The sequence below is a fragment of the Micromonospora sp. NPDC005291 genome, from assembly GCF_040607415.1.
Classification (GTDB): Bacteria; Actinomycetota; Actinomycetes; order Mycobacteriales; family Micromonosporaceae; genus Micromonospora.
Genome location: NZ_JBEXGR010000023.1, coordinates 25,882 through 45,785, shown reverse-complemented (window position 1 = coordinate 45,785; position 19,904 = coordinate 25,882). Strand labels below are relative to the sequence as shown.

Below are 19,904 nucleotides of genomic sequence, written 5' to 3'. Positions count from 1 at the left end.
CTGCCGGTGCTGCCACCGCGTCAGAGCACGGGTGCTCAGAGTCGGGTGGCGCCATCGCTGGAGACGATCTGCTGGTCAGGGCTGACATCGTCGCTGCCGGCGGTGGCACAGGGATGCGCGGCGTCGCGGACCCGGCGTAGCCCGTCGAGCAGAGCCGCCAGTGCATCGGGGTCGAGCTGCCCGGTGAACCACTGCTCGATCATCTGCAGGTGCCCGGGTAGCGTCTCGTTCAGTCGCTCAATCCCGGCGGCAGTGACCACCGCGTACGAGCTGCGCCGGTCGCTCGGGCAGGCCTGCCGGGTGAGCAGCCCGTCACGTTCCATCCGGTCCACCACACGGGTCACCCCGCTGGTCGACAGGGAGGTCTGGGCGGCCAGGTCGGTCATGCGCAGCTGATTGCCCGGCGAGCGGGCCAGTCGGGTGATGACCTCGAACTCGACCGCGGAGAGGCCGTGCTCCTCGAATTGGGCGTTGAACCGGGTTGACAGCCCGGCGTGTGCCTCGAAGAGCAGGCCGACGGCGGTGATCCGGGGATCGTCGAAGACGTTGGTCACTCGTTCACTCTACCAGTACTTGACACGGGGAATGTTGTTGCGGTTATAGTTGCTGAAGCAGTCGTTGGGCTACTAAACAATTCTCCTGGAGGACAGCAGCATGACCAGCAGCACCGATGCGGTTACCCGCGACTGGGACGGCCTCACCATCCCGGCGGCCGGCACCTACGTGCTCGACGTGGCCCACAAGCGGGTTGGCTTCGTTGCCCGGCACATGATGGTGAGCAAGGTCCGCGGTGAGTTCAACGAGGCGACCGCCACCATCACCGTCGCCGAGGACCCGCTGCAGTCGTCGGTTGTCGCGACCATCCAGGCCGCCAGCATCGACACCACCCAGGCCGACCGGGACGCGCACCTGCGCAGCCCCGAGTTCCTGGACTCCGAGAAGTTCCCGACGCTCGAGTTCCGCAGCACCGGGGTCAAGTCCCGCCGTGGCAACGAGTTCGTGCTCACCGGTGAGCTGAGCATCAAGGACGTCACCCGGCCGGTCGAGCTGGAGGTGGAGTTCGAGGGTGTCGGCCGCAGCCCGTTCGGCCAGGACATCTTCGGTTTCTCCGCGAGCACCGAGATCGACCGCGAGGAGTTCGGTCTGACCTGGAACGTCGCCCTGGAGACCGGGGGCGTGCTGGTCAGCCGCAAGATCAAGATCGAGATCGAGGGCGAGGCCGTCCGCCAGGCCTGATCCCTCCCCGGATCACTTTCACGCAGGGCCCGCGCCGTACGTCGGCGCGGGCCCTCCGTCGTCTCCGTACCCGACGTCGACCTCGTGTTAATTGTCACGAGTTGTTCGCACCGCCATCGGGTCCAGTCGGTCGACGACGGGGTACAGATGGCGCCACGGGTGCGTCCCCTCCGGTTGACGTCGGATCACCGCCGTCGGCCTCTGGCCCCGGTCAGGTGGGCGCTCTTAACGTGGATGGTTCACAATGCGCTTTCCGGGACGGCTGGATCCCGACCGCGCCGGCCGCCGGGGAGGACACATGGGCAGGGACGTCTCGCAGGGCGCCTTCACCCGGGAGGATCGCGTCCGCTACCGGCAGAAGGTGCGACGGTGCCTCGACGTCTTCGCCCTGATGCTGGACGACTTCGGGTTCGACGCCGACCGGCCGATGACCGGCCTGGAGATCGAGCTCAACCTCGTCGACTCCGCGGCCGAGCCGGCGATGCGCAACGAGGAGATCCTCGCCGACATCGCCGACCCCCTCTTCCAGACCGAGCTGGGGCAGTTCAACCTGGAACTCAACGCCGAACCTCGACTGATCGAGGGCACCGGCTTCGCCGACTACGAGCATGACCTGCGCGGCAGCCTCTCCCGGGCCGACGAGCGCGCGGCCAAGTCCGACGCGAAGATCGTCCTGGTCGGCATCCTGCCCACCCTCACCGAGGGACACCTGGTCGAGGACAATCTCTCCACCAACGAGCGCTACCGGGTGCTCAACGACCAGATCGTCGGCGCCCGGGGCGAGGACATCGAGCTCGACATCCGTGGTGTCGAGCAGTTGCGGACGCACACCGACTCGATCGCGCCCGAGGCCGCCTGTACCAGCCTCCAGTTCCACCTCCAGGTCGCACCGGACAGCTTCGCCGACTACTGGAACGCGTCCCAGGCCATTGCCGGCGTGCAGGTGGCGATCGGGGCGAACAGCCCCTTCCTGTACGGCCGCCAACTGTGGGCCGAGACCCGGATCGCCCTGTTCCAGCAGGCCACCGACACCCGCCCGGACGAGCTCAAGGCCCAGGGCGTTCGGCCCCGGGTGTGGTTCGGCGAGCGGTGGATCACCTCGATCTTCGACCTGTTCGAGGAGAACGTCCGGTACTTCCCGCCACTGCTGCCGATCTGCGAGGACGAGGACCCGGTGGAGGTGCTGCACGCCGGCGGTGTGCCGAAGCTCGGGGAGTTGAGGCTGCACAACGGCACGGTCTACCGGTGGAACCGCCCGGTCTACGACATCATGAACGGCCGCCCACACCTGCGGGTGGAGAACCGGGTCCTGCCGGCCGGCCCGACGGTGGTGGACATGCTCGCCAACGCGGCCTTCTACTTCGGCCTGGCACGCGGGCTGGCCGAGGCGGAGCGTCCGATCTGGAGCCAACTCACCTTCAGCTCCGCCGAGGAGAACTTCCACGCCGCCGCCCGACGTGGCCTCGACGCCGTGCTGCACTGGCCCGGGCTCGGCGACGTGCCGGTCACCAAGCTGGTGCTGGAGCAGTTGCTGCCCACCGCCGCCGCCGGCCTGGACGGGTTCGGTGTCGCCCCGGAGCAGAGGGACCGGCTGCTCGGCATCATCGAGCAGCGCTGCCGAACCGGCCGCAACGGTGCCGTCTGGCAGACCGAGGCGGTCTGGGCGGCGGAGCGGCGCAGGGGCCTGGACCGGGCCGGGGCGCTGCACCACATGGTCCAGCGGTACGCGGAACTTCAGCGCGCCAACGAACCCGTTCACACCTGGCCGGTCGACTGACCCGCGCAGCCGGGGTCAGTCGGTGGTGGGGCGGGCTGGTCGTCGGGTTGACCGGCCACGCCGGTTGCTCGCTGTCGGGTCCTCCGCCGTTCCGGCGCCCGCTGGCCCGGCCGGACCGGATTCGGCAGGGTCGGAGAGGCCCGGCTTCGTACGCGGCGCCGGCACCCGGGGGACGGCGGCAGCCTCGCCCGGCCGGGAGCCCGTCCTGGCTGTCTGCGGTGCGGCGTCGGCCCTGCCGCGCCGAGCTGCGGCACTGATCGACGAGCCGGAAGCCGACGGCTCGGAGTCGGTGACCGGAGTCGGGTTGGCCCGCGCGGTCGGGGTCCGCCCGCTCGCGGTGGCCGGGGTCGAGTCGGCCTGAGCCGGCTCGGTCTTGGTGCCCAAGGCAGCCGCACTCCGGGTTGCCGCGCGGTTCCGGTCGGCACGCTCGCCGAGGACGGCGGCCAGCACCGAGCCGCCGAGGCCGATGATCACCGCGTACGGGGCGATCAGTTGGGTGGACAGTTGCGCGGGGCCCAGCGTCGACCACTGCGGCAGGGTGGTCAGGTAGGCGAGCGCGACGAGCACCGGGCCGGCCGCGCCGGAAGCCGCCGCGCCGACGCGGTGCTCGGCCGACCGGGCGGCCCGCCGGGCGGCCAGCACTCCGATCAGAAGCGCGGGCACGAGTGCCAGCAGCGCACCGGGCCAGTAGAGCTGGTCGGAGATCCAGTACCGCGGGTGGTCCGGGTCGAGCTGCCAGGTGCCGAGTTGAGCGCCGGTCAGCCCTCGTCCGACGCGTACCCCGTCGATCACCGAGACCACCGCGAGCAGCCAGAGCCAGGCGGCCGTCGCGGTCACGTTGATCGCGGCGGCCCGGGAGCGAAGCGCCCAGATCGCGACGAGCACGCCGATCAGGATGCCCAGCACCGCCTGTACGGCGGCCGTGCGTTGCGGTGCGCCGGTGTCGGCGCCGATCGCGACCCGCGCGGGTACGGCGATCAGCAGCACGGTGACCAGCCCGCCGATCCCGGCGCCGAGCGCCAGGGCCACCCGCCGCAACAGGCCACCACGGTCGTTGGGCGGGGCCTCGGCCACCTGCGCCGACTGCGTGTCCGTCGCCTCCGGGCCGGTGGCGTCGCCGGCCGATGGGCGCCCGCCACCGTGTGTCGCCTGCTCCGGCGCGATCGCGGGGTCAGAGCCGTCCGTCGTCTCCGGGTCGGTCACCTGAGGCTTGGCCGCCGCCGGTGCGTTCCGTTGGTGTAGCCGCTGCGCGCAGACCGCGCCCAGCACCGTCGAGCTGGCGGCGAGCCAGGTGGCCCAGGCGAGGCCGTCCGCCCAGGCTGTTTCGGTGGCTCCGGCATCGGTGGGCGTCCAGGTGATGACGCCGAGCCCGTAGCCGAAGCCCAGTTGCGCGGCGCCTGCGCCGGCAGCGACCCCGATCGCCGTAGCGATCGACACTCCCCAGCCCTGTCTGGCCATGCGGGGCAGCGTAACGTCCCGTCGTCGGCGCGGCGAGTCGCAACGACCCGCCGGTATGGACCGCAGACGGAGCGTGTTGGGCGGCGACCGGTACGGTCGCCGGTGATGAGGCGGTGGGCGGTATGACGGACGCGAACACGGGCCAGCGGGATTCCACCGGTGGCCGGGACGGCGGCGGTGCGGGTCGGGCCAGCGTACTGCTGGGTGGTGGGTTGGTCGCCGTGCTGCTCGCCGCGGTCGGCGCGACCGGTGGCTGGCTCCTGGCCGGCGACGACGACACACCCTCGGGGGATCCGCTGGCCGTCGCGACCGCGACCGGTCCGCCGACCAGCCGGACCACCGCGCCCCGCCCGAGCACCGGCCGGACCACGCCGTCGGCCGTCCGGACCTCAGCCACCGCAACCAAGGGGGCCGGCCTGACCGTGCCACCGGTGGTCGGCACCGACTTCGTGGAGGCCCGGGACATGTTGCGCAAGCAGCGACTGGGCTGGCGGCTGATCTTCGGCAGTGGCGCCGGGCGTTCGGTCGAGAGCGCCTCACCGGCCGTGGGCACCGAGGTTGCCCGGGGTACGACCGTGCAACTGCAGGTGGCCGGGTCAGCGCCCGCCGCCGAGGTGCCGGACGTGGTCGGCAAGGACTGCGCCAGGGCGGTCGACGAGCTGATCGACGAGGGTCTCTACCCGCGTTACGTCAGTGGACGCAGCGGAAAGGTCAGCCGGCAGGATCCAGCCGAGGACGGTTCTGCCCGTTGGAACGACGAGGTCAGCATCTGGTGTGGGACGGGCGGCCTCCAGCCGCCAACGACGAAACCCACTTCCTGATCTGAAGCCCTCGGCGACGAGCGGTCCACGGTCGGTGCGCCACCCCTTGCCGGTGGCCGGCGCGACTCGGCACGCTGATCCCCACCGATGACGGCGTGGGCGACTAGGTTGGCGGTCGAGGGCCATAACGCCCGTCCGGTTCGGGAAAGGACGTGCGATGAGCGACGACCGCCAGGAGCCTCCCGCCAGCGAGCACGACGACGACCGGACCCGCCCTCTGCCACCCGCCGACCGGCCGGAGCCACCGAAAGCGGCCCGACCCGCCACCGAGCCGGATGAGACGGCGCCGTTCGACCGACCTGTCCCGGCTCGTCCCGCCGTGCCTCCCGACCAGACCGTGCCGATTGATCGTCCCGCCGGCACGCAGCCGGGCACGCCGGTCGACCGGACGGAGCGGATGCCCGCCGAGCGGTCGACCCCACCGTCGTGGTCCGGGCGGGCGGAGGTTCGGCCGCCCCGGCCGGCCGAACCCACCGGGGAGTGGTACGTCGAGGAGCAGGGTGGCCGGCGTTGGTGGCTGCCGATCCTCTGGGGTGTGCTCGCGTTGCTGCTCGCCGGCCTGCTCGGCGGTGCGATCTGGTGGGGGCTCGCCAACCAGGAGGACGACCGGGACGAACCGGGTTCCACCCCGTCCCTTCCGCCGGCCAGCGCCACCAGCGCCGCACCGACCAGCGCATCCCCCACCTCGGCGGCACCGACCAGCGAGACGCCGAGCAGCCCGGCCGCCACCACCGCACCGGCCGAGGTGCCGGTGCCACCGCTCGCCGGCCTACCGCAGGCCACCGCCGAGGGGTTGCTGGACCGGCTGGGCCTGGCCTACCGGGTGGTGTACCGCCCGTCCGAGCTGCCGCCCGGGACTGTGGTGGGCACTGAGCCGGGGGCAGGCACGCCAGTGTCGACCGACGACGAGGTGTTGTTGGTCATCTCCCAGGAGCCGCCCTCGACCGGGTCGACCCCGACCACGCCGAGCCCGACGGTGACGAGCACGCCGTGACCGGTGGTCACCACATCCGACGACGGGTGCCGACGAGGCCGAGGCCGGCCAGCGAGATGGCGAGGCCGAAGATCCCTGACCAGAACAGGGAGCGGCGGATGTCCGTCGCGGTGTGCCCGGTCGGAGCTGCTTCGGTGAGTTCCTGACGGCCGTTGGACTGGCCGCCGCCGAGGCCGGTCACCGGCCCGGTCGGGTCGGCAACTCCGGCGTGGCTGCCTGGGGCGTCGGCGCCGATCCAGCCGGCTTCCCCGTGCGTCGATGGGCCGTCGTCCATCGGCGGGTCGGCGTCGACCACGGTGATCTCCGGTGCGGGCACCGGTGCGGTCAGCCGGGTGGACGACATCGCCGGGTCGTGGGCGAGGACCACGAGTGTGGCCATCGCGCCGAACAGGGCGAGCAGTCCAAATGCATAGGCGATACGGGAGCGGTGGTGCCGCCGCAGGGCGGGCTGATTGACCATGACCATCCCAGGGTCAGGGTCCTGGACGCGCGGGTGGAACGGTGCCGGGGTGGGCGTACCGATTCTATGGCGACGGCACGCCCACTGGCGGCGGATCGGGTCGGTCAGCTCACCCGGACCGGGGTACGGGCAATCGGCCGCCGGGCCCGTACGGTGTGCGGGCGGGGCTCGGGCGCGGCCTGCAGTTGCTGCAGCCCCGCCCGCTGGACGAAGATCGACCGTCGGTTGACCGCGTCGCCCGCGACGTTCAACTCGTAGCCGTCGAGCCAGAGCCAACCGTCGTAGGTGGGCCAGTCGAGGACTCGGATCACCCGGAACTTGATGGGCCTGAGGAACTGGACACTCGCCGCGCGAGTCACGTGCAGAACGTCACCGGTGCGGGGAAGCACATGGGCTCCTGGAGAGGATCGGCCGGCGTTTGTGCCGGCGGTGCCTGAACGGGGGACGTCTCGGCCGGCGACGGGGTCGTGCCTCGTGAACCGGTGGTGCGGATGGTGGTGGTCGGGCCGTACTCCGCTGGTGGCGTGCCGCCACCCGACCATCACCCGGCTGCTTCCGGGAACCGCGCCCGCCGCCGCAGCTTGCCGGCTTGCAGCGGCGGGGTCTTTACCCCGGAGCAGGTCTCGGTGTCGCCGGCCGGGCCCGCGTGTCCGGCTTCCCTGGATTGGTGAGGTCACCACTCCGGGGGAGCGGACGGAGACGCTGAGTGATCCGTGCCATACGGACAGAGTGCATCAGGGACGTGCTCCATGCAAGTTGCACGTCGACTTTTGCCGATACGTGAGCGTGTCCCGCGAAAGGGCTATTGAAGCCATCCGCGTCCGGACGGCACACTGAGAGCGGTTTCGCCCGTCGCGGCCGGCCGAGGACCGGCACCATCCCCTCGTCGCGAACGCCCGCCGGTCGACGGTCGCGCCCCCGGCGGGTGTCACCCAGTGGCGCGTCAACCGGAGGTAGCCCGAGTGGGGTCGAGCAGCCAGCGGCGGGGACCAGTGGCTCACGGGTTGCGCGATGAGTGAGCGGCGCAGTCCCACCATCAGACGGCGGCGGCTCGGTGCCGAGCTGCGCCGGCAGAGGGAGTCCGCCGGAATAACCATCGAGGTGGTCGCCGAGCAGTTGGAGTGCTCGGCGTCGAAGGTCTCCCGGATCGAGACCGGGCACACCACGGCAACCCCTCGCGACGTGCGGGACATGCTGCGGATCTACGGCGTGGTCGGTGCCGAGAGCGACGAACTGGTGCAGATCGCACGGGAGGCCCGACAGAAGGGCTGGTGGCACCCGTACAGCACGGTGCTCGTCGGCGCATACGTCGGGTTGGAGGCGGCGGCGAGCTCGATCCGGGCATATGAACAGCAGGTCGTGCCGGGCCTTCTGGAGACCGAGGAGTACGCCGGGGCCATGATCCGCGCGGCCCGGCCGGATTTCACCGCCGACCAGGTACACCAGAGGGTGCGTGTCCGTCTGGGCCGTCAGTCGTTATTGACCCAGGACGATCCGGTCGATCTGTGGGTGGTGCTCGATGAGGCGGTGGTGAGTCGGCCGGTGGGCGGGGACGAGGTGATGCGCGGCCAACTCAAGCGGTTGGTCGAGGTGGCCGAGTTGCCGAACGTGACGCTGCAGATCCTGCCGTTCGAGGTGGGTGCGCACGCCGGCATGGACGGCACTTTCACGATCCTCAGCTTCCCTGAGCCCGGTGATCCGGATGTTGTGTACGCGGAGAACGCCACGGGTGGGCTTTTCCTCGAGAAGAGCGACGAACTACAGAAGTACAGCTTCATCTTCGATCACATCCGCGCTGCGGCCATACGCCCAGAGGAGTCCGTCGCACACATCGCAAAACTGGCAGAGGAGCCGTTGTGGAAATGGCGACCAAGGGGTTCCCCGTGGACCTGACGCAGGCAGCATGGTTCAAGAGCTCGAAGAGCGGGCCGAACTGTGACAACTGCGTGGAGGTGGCGTACGTGACGGGGGCGGTCGGAGTGCGGGACTCGAAGGACAAGGCGGGCCCAGCCCTGGTCTTCGCACCGGGTGACTGGCACGCCTTCGTCGCCGGTACCCGAGGCGGTGCGTTCGGCGATATCTGACCGAGTGGTCAGCTGAGGTCCCCGTCCGGTTCGCCCGGACGGGGACCTTGCCGTGGCCAGGGGAGGGCCCGGCGGCTGGTCGTGTCACGACGGCGGTCGGCGAGGTTCCGCCGGGATTCCCGTCGCCACAGCGGGCCCGTCTCGTTGAACCGGTCGGTACGACGCAGGTCGACGACCTGCCGCACCGATCCGCAACCGAGCGAGGTAGGCGAGACGGATGACGACGATCGGCTCAGACAATCTCACCAACGGTCCGGGCAAACCGGAGCGGTTCGGTGGCAAGTACCGCGGAGCGCGTCGAGACACCGTACTGACCGAGGTGGTGTCGACCGACCAGGAGCTGGGCGGACGGGAGGCGTCTGCCTCCGATTCGGCCGACCCTCCGCTCTCGCTGCCCTCGCTGGACCCGAACCCGCTGGTCGAGCCGTCGTTCCCGCCGACCGGCTGGCCGATGGAGCCCGCCGGGTCGCTGGCCGACCACCCGCTGCTGCGTGGCCTGCTGATGGAGTTGCCGCCGAAGGGCAGCGTGCCACCGCCGGGCTGGCTGGACCGCTGGTTCGAGGCGACCAGGGCGATCCTGGAGTTGCTATACGTGCAGGGCTCCGGCCGTCCCCGCTGACCGTGGTGCCTCCGGCTGGGCCCGCTCGGCGAACCGGCTGTGCCGTAGTGCGTGCCGGACACCGATGGCGGCCACCGCGAGCGCGCCCACGGTGATTGCCGGGCCGGTGACACCGGGGTCAGCTCCGAGGTCGGTACCGGCCGCCGCGATCACCGCCGGCAGCGTGGCCAGGGCCGTCGCCTGCAGTGGCAGCCCGACGAGCGGGTGGGCCGCGGAGGCACGCAGACCGTGCGGCGCGGGTGTGGCGGGGGCACTGACGAAGGCGCCCGCCCCGGCCCGCAGCCGGCGGATCCGCCGTAGGGAGCAGACCGCCGCCACGAGCGCCGGGCCGGCGGCCAGGGTGAGCCCGGCGGCGGCCCGGTCGACCGGCGTGGCACCGGCACTGAGTAGTCCGCCGCCGAGCACGGCCGCGGTGAGCGCCATGCCGGTGAGGGCCAGCACCAGCAACCATCCGGTACGCCGGCGCAGCATGCGGGTGTTGCGCAGCCGGGGCAGCCCGTCGGCAACGACGCCGGCGGCCAGCCAGACGGCGGCGACCGGAAGCAGGATGGTGAGCTGACTCTCCATGTTCGAGAGTCTTTCCCGAATCGCGGCGGGGCGAATCCGGGCCGGTCCCCCGTTCGCCCCGGACGCCGGGCCCGTAGGGGGCCATCCTCCGAAGGTTATGGATATTTCGACATGTTCAACTGCCCGGCAGCTGACCTACCCTCAGCTAGATCGGCACATGTCGATTGATGTTGCGACCGGTGGTCGCCTTCCACCGCCGGTCAGAGGGAGGTAGGAAATGGGTCTTCCACGCAGGTCCGTACTGGTCGGGGTGGCCACGGCGACCGTGCTGGCCGTCGGCACCCCGGCCCTGGCCGCCGCCGAACCCGTCGGCGTGGTTCGGGCCGCCGGCGGAGCGACCGCCGTGCCGGATAGCTACATCGTCGTTCTCAAGGACAGCGCGGTGGCCCGGGACCGGGTCGGCGACGCCGCGAAGCGGCTCTCCGGCCGTCACGGCGGCACGGTGGCCCGCACCTACGGCACGGCGCTGCGCGGCTTCGAGGTCACGGTGAGCGCGAGCGCGGCGGCGCGAATCGCGGCCGACCCCGCAGTGGCGTACGTCGAGCAGAACCACACGGTCTCGATCTCCGGAACGCAGGCCAACCCGCCCTCCTGGGGCCTGGACCGGATCGATCAGCGCAACCTGCCGCTGGACAGCTCCTACACCTACCCGAACACGGCGAGCAACGTGCACGCCTACATCATCGACACCGGCATCCGCTTCACCCACAACGACTTCGGTGGTCGGGCAACCTCCGGCTACGACGCCGTGGACGGCGGGTCGGCCGACGACTGCAACGGGCACGGCACGCACGTGGCCGGCACGGTCGGCGGGTCGGCGTACGGGGTGGCCAAGGCCGTCCAGCTGGTCGGCGTACGGGTGCTGAACTGCTCCGGCAGCGGCACCAACGCAGGCGTGATTGCCGGCGTCGACTGGGTCACCCAGAACGCGATCAAGCCGGCGGTGGCGAACATGAGCCTCGGCGGCGGCGCGAACAGCTCGCTGGACACCGCCGTCCGTAACTCGATCGCGTCCGGCGTGACGTATGGCCTGGCGGCCGGCAACGACAGTGGCGCCAACGCCTGCAACACCTCGCCCGCGCGCACCGCGGAGGCCATCACGGTGGGCTCGACGACCAACACGGACGCCCGCTCGTCGTTCTCCAACATCGGCACCTGCCTGGACATCTTCGCCCCCGGCTCGTCGATCACCTCCGCCTGGTACAGCAGCAACACCGCGACCAACACGATCAGCGGCACCTCGATGGCCACGCCGCACGTGGTAGGCGCGGCAGCCCTGGTGGCGAGCGCCAACCCGGGCTGGACGCCGCAGCAGGTCCGCGACCAACTGGTCGCAAACGCCACCCCCAACGTGGTGACCAGCCCTGGCACGGGCTCGCCGAACCGGCTGCTCTACGTGGGCACCGGCACCACCCCGCCGCCGCCCACCGGCTGCACCGGCACCAACGGCACCGACGTGGCGATCCCGGACGCTGGTGCGGCGGTGACCAGCTCCATCACCATCGCCGGCTGCGGTCGCAACGCCTCGTCTGCCTCCACGGTCGCGGTGAACATCGTGCACACCTACCGCGGTGACCTGGTCATCGACCTGCTCGCTCCGGACGGCAGTGCGTACCGGTTGAAGAACAGCGGCTCGGACAGCGCCGACAACGTGATCGCCACGTACACGGCCAACGTGTCCGGTGAGGCCGCCGATGGCACCTGGCGGCTCCAGGTGCGCGACGTCTACTCGGCCGACACCGGTTACATCAACACCTGGACCCTGACGGTCTGACCGGTCTCCCACGACCGAGGCCCCACCCCGGGCACGCCGGGTGGGGCCTCGTGTCGTGTGGATCGGGCTCAGACCGAGAAGGTGGCCGGCCGCTCGGTGGCCGGTGCCGGCGGGCGGGCCTTCCACAGGCCGATCTTCTGCGCGGCGAGCCGGGTCAGGTAGGCCGGGTTGAGGATGACGTAGCGGCGCCAGAGCCTCTTCGGCTCCAGACCGAGACGCCAGAACCACTCCAGGCCGACGCGCTGCATCCACGGCGGGGGTTGGCGCAGCAGCCCGGCGTGGTAGTCGAAGGCCGCGCCGACCGCCATCAGCGGCATGTCGAGCAGCGGTCGCATGGCGTACGTGAAGACCTCCTGGCGCGGGCAGCCGAGCCCGACCAGGACCAGCCGGGCACCGCTGGACCGGATCCGGTCGGCGATCTCGGCATCCTCACCGGGCTGGACGGCACGGAACTTGGACGGCTCCACCCCGGCGATCTTCAGCGCGGGGAACATCCGCTCCAGGGCGGGGATCAACCTGGCGAGGGTCTCCTCGGTCGAGCCGTACAGGTAGACCGGCAGCCCTTCGTCGGCGAAGCGCGACAGCACGTGCAGCGTCAACGTCGGCCCGTAGACCCGGTCGGTCAGCCCGGCGTGGTGCAGCAGGTTGAGTGCCCAGCGCACCGGCTGCCCGTCCGGTGTGACCACGTCGAAGGAGTTGAGTCGCGCGTTGTGCGCCGGGTCCAGCACTCCGGTCATCACGCCGTGCACGGCCAACGCGGTCAGCGCGAGAGGGCGCCGCTCGTGTGCCGCGGTCACCACCGCGTCGGTCGCCCTGGCGTAGTCGGTGGCGTCGACCAGGACCCCGAGCACGTTGCGCTTGGTCCACGTGGTCATGAGTGGGCCACCCATTTGTCCACGTTGGCCTCGTAAATTTCCCGCAGGATCATCGGCACGTCGTAAGTGATCTTCCAGTCCGGGTACTGCTCCTCGAACCGGGCCATGCTGCTGACGTACCACTGGTGGTCGCCTGTGCGGTTCTGCTCGACGTAGTTGATCTGCGCCTCGCGGCCGGTGATCTCCTCGGCGATCCGGAACGCCTCGATGTGGGAGGTGTTGGAGTGCCGGCCGCCGCCGAGGTTGTAGACCTCCGCGGATCGCGGGGCCCGGAAGAACGCCTCGAACGCGGTCAGCACGTCGCGCGAGTGGATCGCGTCCCGGACCATCTTGCCCTTGTAGCCGAACAGGTTGTATGTCCGGCCCTCCATCACACAGCGCATCAGGTAGGCCAGGAACCCGTGCAGCTCGGCCGCGGAGTGCGCCGGGCCGGTCAGCGTGCCACCTCGGAAGCAGGCGGTCTTCAGGTCGAAGTAGCGCCCGTACTCCTGCACCATCACGTCCGCCGCGACCTTCGAGGCGCCGAAGACCGAGTGCAGGGAGTGGTCGATCGACATCTCTTCGGTGATGCCCTGGTACCAGCGGTGGTCTTCGGGCAGCTCGTACCGTGTCTCCAGCTCGATCAGCGGCAGGCTGTTGGGCCGGTCGCCGTAGACCTTGTTGGTCGAGCAGTGGATGAACGGTGCGTCGATCGCGTGCTTGCGGGTGTTCTCCAGGATGTTGAGCGTGCCGCCGGCGTTCACGTCGAAGTCCGTGTACGGCTCCTTGGCCGCCCAGTCGTGGCTCGGCTGCGCGGCGCTGTGGATCACCACGGCGATGTCCGAGCCGTACTTCTTGAACACCTGCTCCAGGCCGTCCCGGTCCCGGATGTCCACGGCAAAGTGGGTGTACGCGTTACCCAGGTCACGGCCGAGCCGCTCAAGGCTCCATGATGTGGAGCCGTCCTCGCCGAAGAAGTACCGGCGCATGTCGTTGTCGATGCCGACGACATCCAGACCGAGGCCGGCGAAGTGCCGGACCGCCTCGGAGCCGATCAAGCCACCCGAGCCTGTCACCAACGCGACACTCACACGCCACTCCTGGTCCATCGAGGGCAGAATCCTTCGGAGCATAGCGTGACGTTCGGCGTGCCCCGATATGACGGAAGGGCCCCGCGTTATGCGGAGCCCTCGTCGGTGGTGGGGATGGGGGGAGTTGAACCCCCACGCCCTTTCGGGCACACGGACCTGAACCGTGCGCGTCTGCCATTCCGCCACATCCCCGTGGCACGACCCGGAACACAGTAGCCGTCCCGGTCCCGCTGTCTCCAACGGGCCTCGGGAATACTACGCTGTCCCAGGCGCTCGCCACGAGCGATTACCGTTCGTGGCGGACGAAAGATTAGCACGGCAGTCCCGGCCCATCCGAACGGGTCAGGAGCAGGCGGCCGAGCGGCGTGTGAGCTGCGCGCGCGCCGGCCGGATACCATCATGTCCTCGGGACCCGAGGAGGAGCCGGTGAGCGTGCTGCAACGCTTCGAGAAGCGTCTGGAAGGCCTGGTCGAAGGGGCTTTCGCCAAGGTCTTCAAAGGGGTGGTCCACCCCGTGGAGATCCTCAACGCCATGCAGCGGGAGGCCGAGGCGCACAAGGCGATCCTGGCCGGTGGGCGCACGTTGGTGCCCAACCGCTACGTGATCGATCTCTCGCCGTTCGACCATAGTCGGCTGGCGCCGTACGCCGCCGCGCTGGCCCAGGAGTTGGCCCAGTCGCAGGCGGAGTTCATCGGCGAGCAGGCCTGGACGGTCTACGGCGATGTGATCGTGGAGATCGAGCGAGGCGAGGGCCTGGACACGGGCATGTTCCGCGTCACGGCCGAGGTCTACACCGGCGGCGAGGTCGCCCCGGTGTCGGCACCCGGCTACGACGCCGGTCCGCCCGCCTACCCCGCGTACGACCAGGGCGGTGGCTACGGTCCGCCGCCCGGGCAGGGCGGGGGTCGCAACGTGCGGCTGGTCTCCGGTGACGGTCGCACCTACCCCCTCCAGATGGGGTCGACGGTGATCGGTCGCGGCGACCAGGCCAATCTGCGCCTGCCCGACGTCGGCATCTCCCGGCGACACGCCCGGCTGGATTTCGATGGCGGTCAGGTCGTGCTGACCGATCTGGGGTCGACCAACGGCACCATGGTCAACGGGCAGCGGGTCTCCGCCGTCGCACTCAACCCCGGTGACATGGTCCAGCTCGGCACCACGACGCTGACCTTCCGCGTGGACGGCTGACCCGCCTTGCCGGAACTGGTCATCACTGTTGCCCGGTTCGGGTTCCTGATCCTGCTGTGGATCTTCGTGTTCACGGTGGTCGGCGTGATTCGCCGGGACCTCTTCGCGGGTGCCCGGTCCGGTCGCCTGGTGGCGGCGCCGCGCGCGGTGGGCGCCTCGACGGGGCAGGCGGCGAAGCCGGCGAAGGTGAAGCGAGGCAGGGCGGCACACCAGATGGTGGTGACAGCCGGTCAGCTGGCCGGCACCAGGATCACTCTCGGTGAAGCGCAGATCACCATTGGTAGGGCTGAGGACTCCACCCTGGTCATCACCGACGACTACGCCTCCGCGCGGCACGCCCGGCTCGTGCCGCGCGACGGGCAGTGGTACGTCGAGGATCTCGGCTCGACTAACGGCACATACCTCGATCGCGCTAAGGTCACCGGACCAACCCCCGTCCCCCTCGGCGTGCCGATCCGGATCGGCCGCACTTCCCTCGAATTACGGCCATGACTCTGACCCTGCGCTATGCGGCCCACAGCGACCGCGGTCTGATCCGAGACGGCAATCAAGACTCCGTCTACGCCGGCCCGCGGCTACTCGCCGTTGCCGACGGCATGGGCGGTATGGCCGCCGGTGACGTCGCCAGCAACATCGTCATCGGTGCCATGGCGCCGCTCGACGAGGACGTCCCAGGGGACGCCCTCGTCGATGCGTTGCGTTCGGCCGTGGGCACCGCCAACCAACATCTCCGCGACACGGTGGACGCCAACCCACAGCTGGAGGGGATGGGCACCACGCTGACGGCGACCCTCTTCACCGGCAGCAAGCTGGGGATGGTCCACATCGGCGACTCGCGGGCCTATCTGCTGCGCAACGGTGAGTTCGCGCAGATCACCAAGGACGACACGTACGTCCAGATGCTCGTCGACGAGGGCCGGATCAGCGCCGAGGAGGCGAGCAGCCACCCGCAGCGGTCACTGCTCACCCGGGCCCTCGACGGTCGGGACATCGACCCGGAGTACTCGGTGCGCCAGGTTCTGCCCGGCGACCGGTACCTGATCTGCAGCGACGGCCTCTCGGGTGTGGTCAGCGCCGAGACCATCGGTGAGTCCATGCGGGAGTACGCCGACCCGCAGCAGTGCGTCGAGCGGCTGGTGCAGCTCGCGCTGCGCGGCGGTGGACCGGACAACATCACGGTGATCATCGCCGATGCCACGGATCAGGACATCGTCGAGGCGACCCCGATCGTGGGCGGCGCCGCCGCGCGGGACCGGGGAATGGCGACCTCCGCCGACAAGTCGACCCCGGCCGCCCGGGCCTCGGCGCTCTCCGCGCCGCGCCCGGCCGTGCCCGAGGAACCGGCGGCCTCGGACGACGAACCGGACCGGCCGAAGCGTCGCCCCGTCAGGGCCGCCGCCATGGCGCTGGCCCTGCTGGTGATCATCGGCGGTGGGAGCTTCGCCGGCTGGACGTACACCCAGCGGCAGTACTACGTGGGAGCCACCGAGGAGGGGCAGGTCGCCGTCTTCCGTGGCGTCCAGGGTCAGATCGCCGGGATGGACCTCTCCACTGTGCACCGTCGCAGCGGCACCCGACTGGACGACCTCACGGTCGCTGCGCAGGACACCGTCAAGGTGGGCATCCGGGCCAAGAGCGAGCCGGACGCCGAGCGCCAGCTCACCGAGCTGACCAGCGACACCCCGAGCAACCCCAACCTGAAGCCGCTCTGCCCGTCCGACCCGACCGGCGCGGTGGGCGGCACGCCCACGCCCACGCCGATCGGTACGACGCCGACACCCAACGGCAGCCCGAGCGCCAACGCCCTGGCGACCCCCAACGGGGTTGTCAGCGCAAGCCCGACCGTCCGTGCCACCGCCGCTGTCGGTGTGACCGGCCCGACCACCACCCCCGACGTCACGCCCTCCGACTCGGCCACGCCGGCGCTCGACCCGGCCGGTTGCCGGTCTCCTGAGTGAGCGTCGGCTGAGATCCCGAGGACTCCACCCGTGACCGTAGCGGCCACACCGGCAACCTCGCCCGCGACCGCGGGCGAGCAGTCCGGCGTACGCCTGGCGCGGTCGCGCCGTAACGCCGAGCTGTCCCTACTGCTGCTCGCGATGGTGTTGGTGGCCGCGTACGGGGCGACCGTCGAGGCGAACCTGCTGGACACGGTCACCCCGGACTTCTGGATGCCCGCCGCCGCGCTCGGCGCGGTCTTCCTCGGCCTGCACCTGGTCATCCGGTTCCTCGCCCCGTTCGCCGACCCGGCGCTGCTGCCGGCGGTGGCCCTGCTCAACGGCCTCGGCGTGGGCTTCCTGCGCCGGATCGACCTGGGCGAGGCCGCCCCGGTCGACCGGGAGACTCTGGCGATCTTCGCCGGCATCGGCGGGCGGCAGTTGGCCTGGACGCTCGCCTCGGTGATCCTCGCCGCCGGCCTGCTCGCCATCATGCGCGACCACCGTTCGGTCTCCCGGTACGCGTACACCCTGGGGTTGGCCGGCATCGTGCTGGTGATGCTCCCGGCGGTACTGCCGTCGAGCATCTCCGAGATCAACGGTGCGAAGCTGTGGATCCGGGTCGGTGGTTTCTCCATCCAGCCGGGTGAGTTCGCCAAGCTGGCGCTGCTGGTCTTCTTCGCCTACTACCTGGTGCGCAAGCGCGAGGTGCTGTCGCTGGCCAGCCGGCGTTTCCTCGGCATCGACTTCCCGCGCGGTCGCGACCTCGGCCCGGTGGTCGTGGTCTGGCTGATCAGCCTCCTGGTGCTCATCTTCGAAAAGGACCTGGGCACGTCGCTGCTCTACTTCGGCATGTTCGTGGTGACGCTGTACATCGCCACCGAACGGGTCAGCTGGCTACTGATCGGCCTGGTCCTCTTCTTCGGTGGCGCGTACCTCGCCTACGTCCTCGGCGAGATGGTCGGCGGGCCCTTCGCCAACTTCTACGTACGTGCCGAGATCTGGCTGGATCCGTTCGCCGACCCGACCGACAAGGGCTACCAGCTCGTCCAGGGCCTGCTCGCCCTGGGCACGGGTGGGCTCTTCGGCGCCGGGCCGGGCGGCGGTCAACCGGACATCCTTCCCGAGGTGCAGAACGACTTCATCTTCGCCGGCATCGGTGAGGAGATCGGCCTCTTCGGCCTCTCCGCGCTGCTGGTGGTCTACCTGCTGATCGTGGAGCGGGGCCTGCGTGCCGCGCTCGCGGTGCGCGACTCGTTCGGCAAGCTCCTCGCCGGTGGTCTCGCCTTCACCCTGGGCCTGCAGGTCTTCGTGATCGTGGGCGGCATCAGCAAGCTCATCCCGCTCACCGGTCAGACCACCCCGTTCCTGTCCGCCGGTGGTTCATCGCTGATGGCCAACTGGCTGCTCATCGCGGTGCTGCTGCGGGTCTCCGATGGAGCCCGCCGGCCGGTCACCGGGAGCGGTGGCAAGGCTGCCCGGCCCGCCGGTGGCCCACCTGAGCAGCTGCACGGTGCCCCCACGGAGGTGATCAAGCCGTGAACGCACCCCTGCGCCGTGTCGGCGTCGTCGTCATTGTCCTGTTCGGTCTGCTCTTCGCGAACCTCAACTGGATCCAGGCGTACAAGGCCGACGAGTACCGCACCAGCGATTACAACGGTCGGGTCCAGGTTGCCGACTACAAGCGCAAGCGCGGCAACATCGAGGCCGGCGGCACCGCGCTGGCCACCAGCAAGGAAACCACGGGCAAGCTGAAGTTCCAGCGCAGCTATCCGGGCGGCGCCAAGTACGCCCACGTGCTCGGCTACAAGCCGGTCAACCTGGCCGACAGGGGCATCGAGCAGGTGGAGAACGACTTCCTGGCCGGCACGAGCGACCAGTTGATCGGTGACCGGTTCAAGGACATGTTCACCGGCGACGAGACCGGTGGCGGCAACGTGCTGCTCACACTCTCCAAGCGGGCCCAGGACGTGGCGTACGACCAACTGCGCAACAACCAGGTGGGGGCGAAGAGGGGCGCGGCGATCGCCGTCGACCCACGCACCGGTGCGGTGCAGGCGTTGGTCTCCATGCCCAGCTTCGACCCGAACCCGCTGGTCAGCCACAACGGCAACGAAGCGGCGGCGGCGTTCAACAAGCTGGAACAGGACCCGGAACGCCCCCTGAACAACCGCGCGCTCGCCGAGACGCTGCCGCCGGGTTCCACCTTCAAGGTCGTGGTGGCTGCGGCGGCGCTGGAGAACGGCATCACCAAGTCGACCGAGATCCCGGCCGGGTCGAGCTACACCCCGCCCACCTCGGGCACCCCGATCCGCAACGCCGCTCCGTCGATCTGCCCCGAGCCGCAGGTCACCCTGTTGGAGGCGGTCACCGAATCCTGCAACACCGGCTTCGCCCAGCTCGGGGTGCGGCTCGGCGCCGACACCATCAAGGAAAAGGCGCGGCAGTTCGGCTTCGAGCAGGAGGACCTCACCGTCGGCCAGCTCGGTGAGGGCGGCCTGCGCACGGAGGCCAGCCGGACCGGGGACATGCAGAATCCGGATGGCAGCACCGACCCGGCCGCGCTGGCCCAGTCCTCTATCGGCCAGAACAACGTCCGGATGACCCCCCTCGAAGGGGCCATGATCGCCGGTTCCGTCGCGAACAATGGCAGCCAGATGCGGCCATACCTGGTCCGGCAGTTGCTCGCCCCGGACCGGACCACCAGCTACTACACCGCCAAGCCCCGGGAGCTGCGCCAGCCGGTCAGCCCGCAGGTCGCCACCGACCTGCGCGAGATGATGGTCAGCGTGGTCCAGAACGGCACCGGGCGGAAGGCCGCGATCAGCGGCTACACGGTCGGCGGCAAGACCGGCACCGCCCAGTCCGCCCCGGACCGGCCCGACCACGGCTGGTTCATTGGCTTCGCGCTGGACAAGAACGGCACGCCGGTCTCCGCGGTCTGCGTGGTGCTGGAGCAGGCGGGCAGCGGTGGCAGCGCCGAGGCCGCCCGGATCGGCGGCCAGATCATGCGGGCCGCCATCGCCGACCCCGGAGGTCGCTGA

The 19,904-nt window shown here is 70.3% G+C and carries 20 protein-coding genes and 1 tRNA gene; 13 read left to right on the top strand and 8 right to left on the bottom strand.

All coding sequences use genetic code 11. From position 1 onward, the window contains the following. Positions 1-35: 35 nt before the first annotated feature. On the bottom strand, positions 36-554 hold the full coding sequence (locus ABZT18_RS25895; RefSeq protein WP_354992942.1) for a MarR family transcriptional regulator: 519 nt from the start codon (positions 552-554) through the stop codon (positions 36-38). Between the two features lie 100 nt (positions 555-654). On the opposite strand from ABZT18_RS25895, the gene ABZT18_RS25890 reads away from it, so the two are divergent. Then, positions 655-1,236, top strand: coding sequence for a YceI family protein (locus ABZT18_RS25890; protein WP_354992941.1), 582 nt, complete (start codon positions 655-657; stop codon positions 1,234-1,236). A 298-nt stretch (positions 1,237-1,534) separates the two neighbouring features. After that, on the top strand, positions 1,535-3,013 hold the full coding sequence (locus ABZT18_RS25885) for a glutamate--cysteine ligase (protein WP_354992940.1): 1,479 nt from the start codon (positions 1,535-1,537) through the stop codon (positions 3,011-3,013). Positions 3,014-3,028: 15 nt separating this feature from the next. Here the strand turns inward: ABZT18_RS25885 and ABZT18_RS25880 are convergent, their stop codons facing one another. Next, entirely contained in the window at positions 3,029-4,471 is a 1,443-nt protein-coding gene (locus ABZT18_RS25880; protein ID WP_354992939.1) for a hypothetical protein, read from the bottom strand. A 122-nt stretch (positions 4,472-4,593) separates the two neighbouring features. Between ABZT18_RS25880 and ABZT18_RS25875 the strand changes: the two genes are divergently transcribed. Both ABZT18_RS25875 and ABZT18_RS25870 read left to right on the top strand, forming a co-directional pair. Beyond that, complete coding sequence (locus tag ABZT18_RS25875) at positions 4,594-5,292, top strand: PASTA domain-containing protein (protein WP_354992938.1); 699 nt, start codon at positions 4,594-4,596, stop codon at positions 5,290-5,292. A 157-nt stretch (positions 5,293-5,449) separates the two neighbouring features. Continuing rightward, a complete protein-coding gene (locus tag ABZT18_RS25870; RefSeq protein ID WP_354992937.1) occupies positions 5,450-6,286 on the top strand; it encodes a PASTA domain-containing protein in 837 nt (278 codons plus the stop codon). A 7-nt stretch (positions 6,287-6,293) separates the two neighbouring features. Here ABZT18_RS25870 and ABZT18_RS25865 read toward each other — a convergent pair whose 3' ends face one another. Next, positions 6,294-6,752 (bottom strand): hypothetical protein, encoded by a 459-nt coding sequence (locus ABZT18_RS25865; protein ID WP_354992936.1) that lies wholly within the window; start codon positions 6,750-6,752, stop codon positions 6,294-6,296. A 98-nt stretch (positions 6,753-6,850) separates the two neighbouring features. Continuing rightward, the gene (locus tag ABZT18_RS25860) at positions 6,851-7,135 is read right to left on the bottom strand and encodes a hypothetical protein (RefSeq protein WP_354992935.1); all 285 of its coding nucleotides are present in this window, start codon (positions 7,133-7,135) and stop codon (positions 6,851-6,853) included. A 622-nt stretch (positions 7,136-7,757) separates the two neighbouring features. Here ABZT18_RS25860 and ABZT18_RS25855 point away from each other — a divergent pair. The 3 genes from ABZT18_RS25855 to ABZT18_RS25845 all read left to right on the top strand — a co-directional run bounded on the left by ABZT18_RS25855 (position 7,758) and on the right by ABZT18_RS25845 (position 9,449). Next, entirely contained in the window at positions 7,758-8,639 is an 882-nt protein-coding gene (locus ABZT18_RS25855) for a helix-turn-helix transcriptional regulator (protein WP_030487606.1), read from the top strand. Next, positions 8,609-8,830, top strand: coding sequence for a DUF397 domain-containing protein (locus ABZT18_RS25850; RefSeq protein ID WP_354992934.1), 222 nt, complete (start codon positions 8,609-8,611; stop codon positions 8,828-8,830). The genes ABZT18_RS25855 and ABZT18_RS25850 overlap by 31 nt, the downstream gene beginning before the upstream one ends. 217 nt (positions 8,831-9,047) lie before the next feature. Next, complete coding sequence (locus ABZT18_RS25845; protein ID WP_354992933.1) at positions 9,048-9,449, top strand: hypothetical protein; 402 nt, start codon at positions 9,048-9,050, stop codon at positions 9,447-9,449. Here ABZT18_RS25845 and ABZT18_RS25840 read toward each other — a convergent pair. After that, positions 9,417-10,016, bottom strand: a complete 600-nt coding sequence (locus tag ABZT18_RS25840) for a hypothetical protein (RefSeq protein ID WP_354992932.1) — start codon at positions 10,014-10,016, stop codon at positions 9,417-9,419. The genes ABZT18_RS25845 and ABZT18_RS25840 overlap by 33 nt on opposite strands. Positions 10,017-10,233: 217 nt before the next feature. Between ABZT18_RS25840 and ABZT18_RS25835 the strand changes: the two genes are divergently transcribed. Next, positions 10,234-11,790, top strand: a complete 1,557-nt coding sequence (locus ABZT18_RS25835) for a S8 family serine peptidase (RefSeq protein ID WP_354992931.1) — start codon at positions 10,234-10,236, stop codon at positions 11,788-11,790. Positions 11,791-11,858: 68 nt separating this feature from the next. On the opposite strand, the gene ABZT18_RS25830 is transcribed toward ABZT18_RS25835, so the two are convergent. From ABZT18_RS25830 to ABZT18_RS25820, 3 genes are all read right to left on the bottom strand, one after another. Continuing rightward, on the bottom strand, positions 11,859-12,665 hold the full coding sequence (locus tag ABZT18_RS25830) for a WecB/TagA/CpsF family glycosyltransferase (protein ID WP_354992930.1): 807 nt from the start codon (positions 12,663-12,665) through the stop codon (positions 11,859-11,861). Next, positions 12,662-13,777, bottom strand: coding sequence for an NAD-dependent epimerase/dehydratase family protein (locus tag ABZT18_RS25825; RefSeq protein ID WP_354992929.1), 1,116 nt, complete (start codon positions 13,775-13,777; stop codon positions 12,662-12,664). Before ABZT18_RS25825 ends, ABZT18_RS25830 begins: the two co-directional genes overlap by 4 nt. Before the next feature lie 64 nt (positions 13,778-13,841). Beyond that, positions 13,842-13,927: transfer RNA gene (locus ABZT18_RS25820), tRNA-Leu, on the bottom strand. A gap of 207 nt (positions 13,928-14,134) precedes the next feature. Between ABZT18_RS25820 and ABZT18_RS25815 the strand changes: the two genes are divergently transcribed. From ABZT18_RS25815 to ABZT18_RS25795, 5 genes are read left to right on the top strand one after another with little or no spacing between them, the layout of a single operon-like run. Next, on the top strand, positions 14,135-14,923 hold the full coding sequence (locus ABZT18_RS25815; RefSeq protein ID WP_074315673.1) for a DUF3662 and FHA domain-containing protein: 789 nt from the start codon (positions 14,135-14,137) through the stop codon (positions 14,921-14,923). A 6-nt stretch (positions 14,924-14,929) separates the two neighbouring features. Next, complete coding sequence (locus ABZT18_RS25810) at positions 14,930-15,415, top strand: FHA domain-containing protein (protein ID WP_110562905.1); 486 nt, start codon at positions 14,930-14,932, stop codon at positions 15,413-15,415. Beyond that, positions 15,412-16,881, top strand: coding sequence for a PP2C family serine/threonine-protein phosphatase (locus ABZT18_RS25805; RefSeq protein WP_354992928.1), 1,470 nt, complete (start codon positions 15,412-15,414; stop codon positions 16,879-16,881). Before ABZT18_RS25810 ends, ABZT18_RS25805 begins: the two co-directional genes overlap by 4 nt. Positions 16,882-16,911: 30 nt before the next feature. Further along, entirely contained in the window at positions 16,912-18,402 is a 1,491-nt protein-coding gene (locus ABZT18_RS25800) for an FtsW/RodA/SpoVE family cell cycle protein (protein WP_354992927.1), read from the top strand. Continuing rightward, positions 18,399-19,904 (top strand): penicillin-binding protein 2, encoded by a 1,506-nt coding sequence (locus ABZT18_RS25795; RefSeq protein ID WP_354992926.1) that lies wholly within the window; start codon positions 18,399-18,401, stop codon positions 19,902-19,904. Before ABZT18_RS25800 ends, ABZT18_RS25795 begins: the two co-directional genes overlap by 4 nt.

Bases quoted from the DNA above. Each gene is read 5' to 3' on its own strand.
- ABZT18_RS25890 (WP_354992941.1), top strand. From the start codon at position 655: ATGACCAGCAGCACCGATGCGGTTACCCGCGACTGGGACGGCCTCACC.
- ABZT18_RS25885 (WP_354992940.1), top strand. From the start codon at position 1,535: ATGGGCAGGGACGTCTCGCAGGGCGCCTTCACCCGGGAGGATCGCGTC.
- ABZT18_RS25880 (WP_354992939.1), bottom strand. From the start codon at position 4,471: ATGGCCAGACAGGGCTGGGGAGTGTCGATCGCTACGGCGATCGGGGTC.
- ABZT18_RS25875 (WP_354992938.1), top strand. From the start codon at position 4,594: ATGACGGACGCGAACACGGGCCAGCGGGATTCCACCGGTGGCCGGGAC.
- ABZT18_RS25870 (WP_354992937.1), top strand. From the start codon at position 5,450: ATGAGCGACGACCGCCAGGAGCCTCCCGCCAGCGAGCACGACGACGAC.
- ABZT18_RS25865 (WP_354992936.1), bottom strand. From the start codon at position 6,752: ATGGTCATGGTCAATCAGCCCGCCCTGCGGCGGCACCACCGCTCCCGT.
- ABZT18_RS25855 (WP_030487606.1), top strand. From the start codon at position 7,758: ATGAGTGAGCGGCGCAGTCCCACCATCAGACGGCGGCGGCTCGGTGCC.
- ABZT18_RS25850 (WP_354992934.1), top strand. From the start codon at position 8,609: ATGGCGACCAAGGGGTTCCCCGTGGACCTGACGCAGGCAGCATGGTTC.
- ABZT18_RS25845 (WP_354992933.1), top strand. From the start codon at position 9,048: ATGACGACGATCGGCTCAGACAATCTCACCAACGGTCCGGGCAAACCG.
- ABZT18_RS25840 (WP_354992932.1), bottom strand. From the start codon at position 10,016: ATGGAGAGTCAGCTCACCATCCTGCTTCCGGTCGCCGCCGTCTGGCTG.
- ABZT18_RS25835 (WP_354992931.1), top strand. From the start codon at position 10,234: ATGGGTCTTCCACGCAGGTCCGTACTGGTCGGGGTGGCCACGGCGACC.
- ABZT18_RS25830 (WP_354992930.1), bottom strand. From the start codon at position 12,665: ATGACCACGTGGACCAAGCGCAACGTGCTCGGGGTCCTGGTCGACGCC.
- ABZT18_RS25825 (WP_354992929.1), bottom strand. From the start codon at position 13,777: ATGCTCCGAAGGATTCTGCCCTCGATGGACCAGGAGTGGCGTGTGAGT.
- ABZT18_RS25815 (WP_074315673.1), top strand. From the start codon at position 14,135: ATGTCCTCGGGACCCGAGGAGGAGCCGGTGAGCGTGCTGCAACGCTTC.
- ABZT18_RS25805 (WP_354992928.1), top strand. From the start codon at position 15,412: ATGACTCTGACCCTGCGCTATGCGGCCCACAGCGACCGCGGTCTGATC.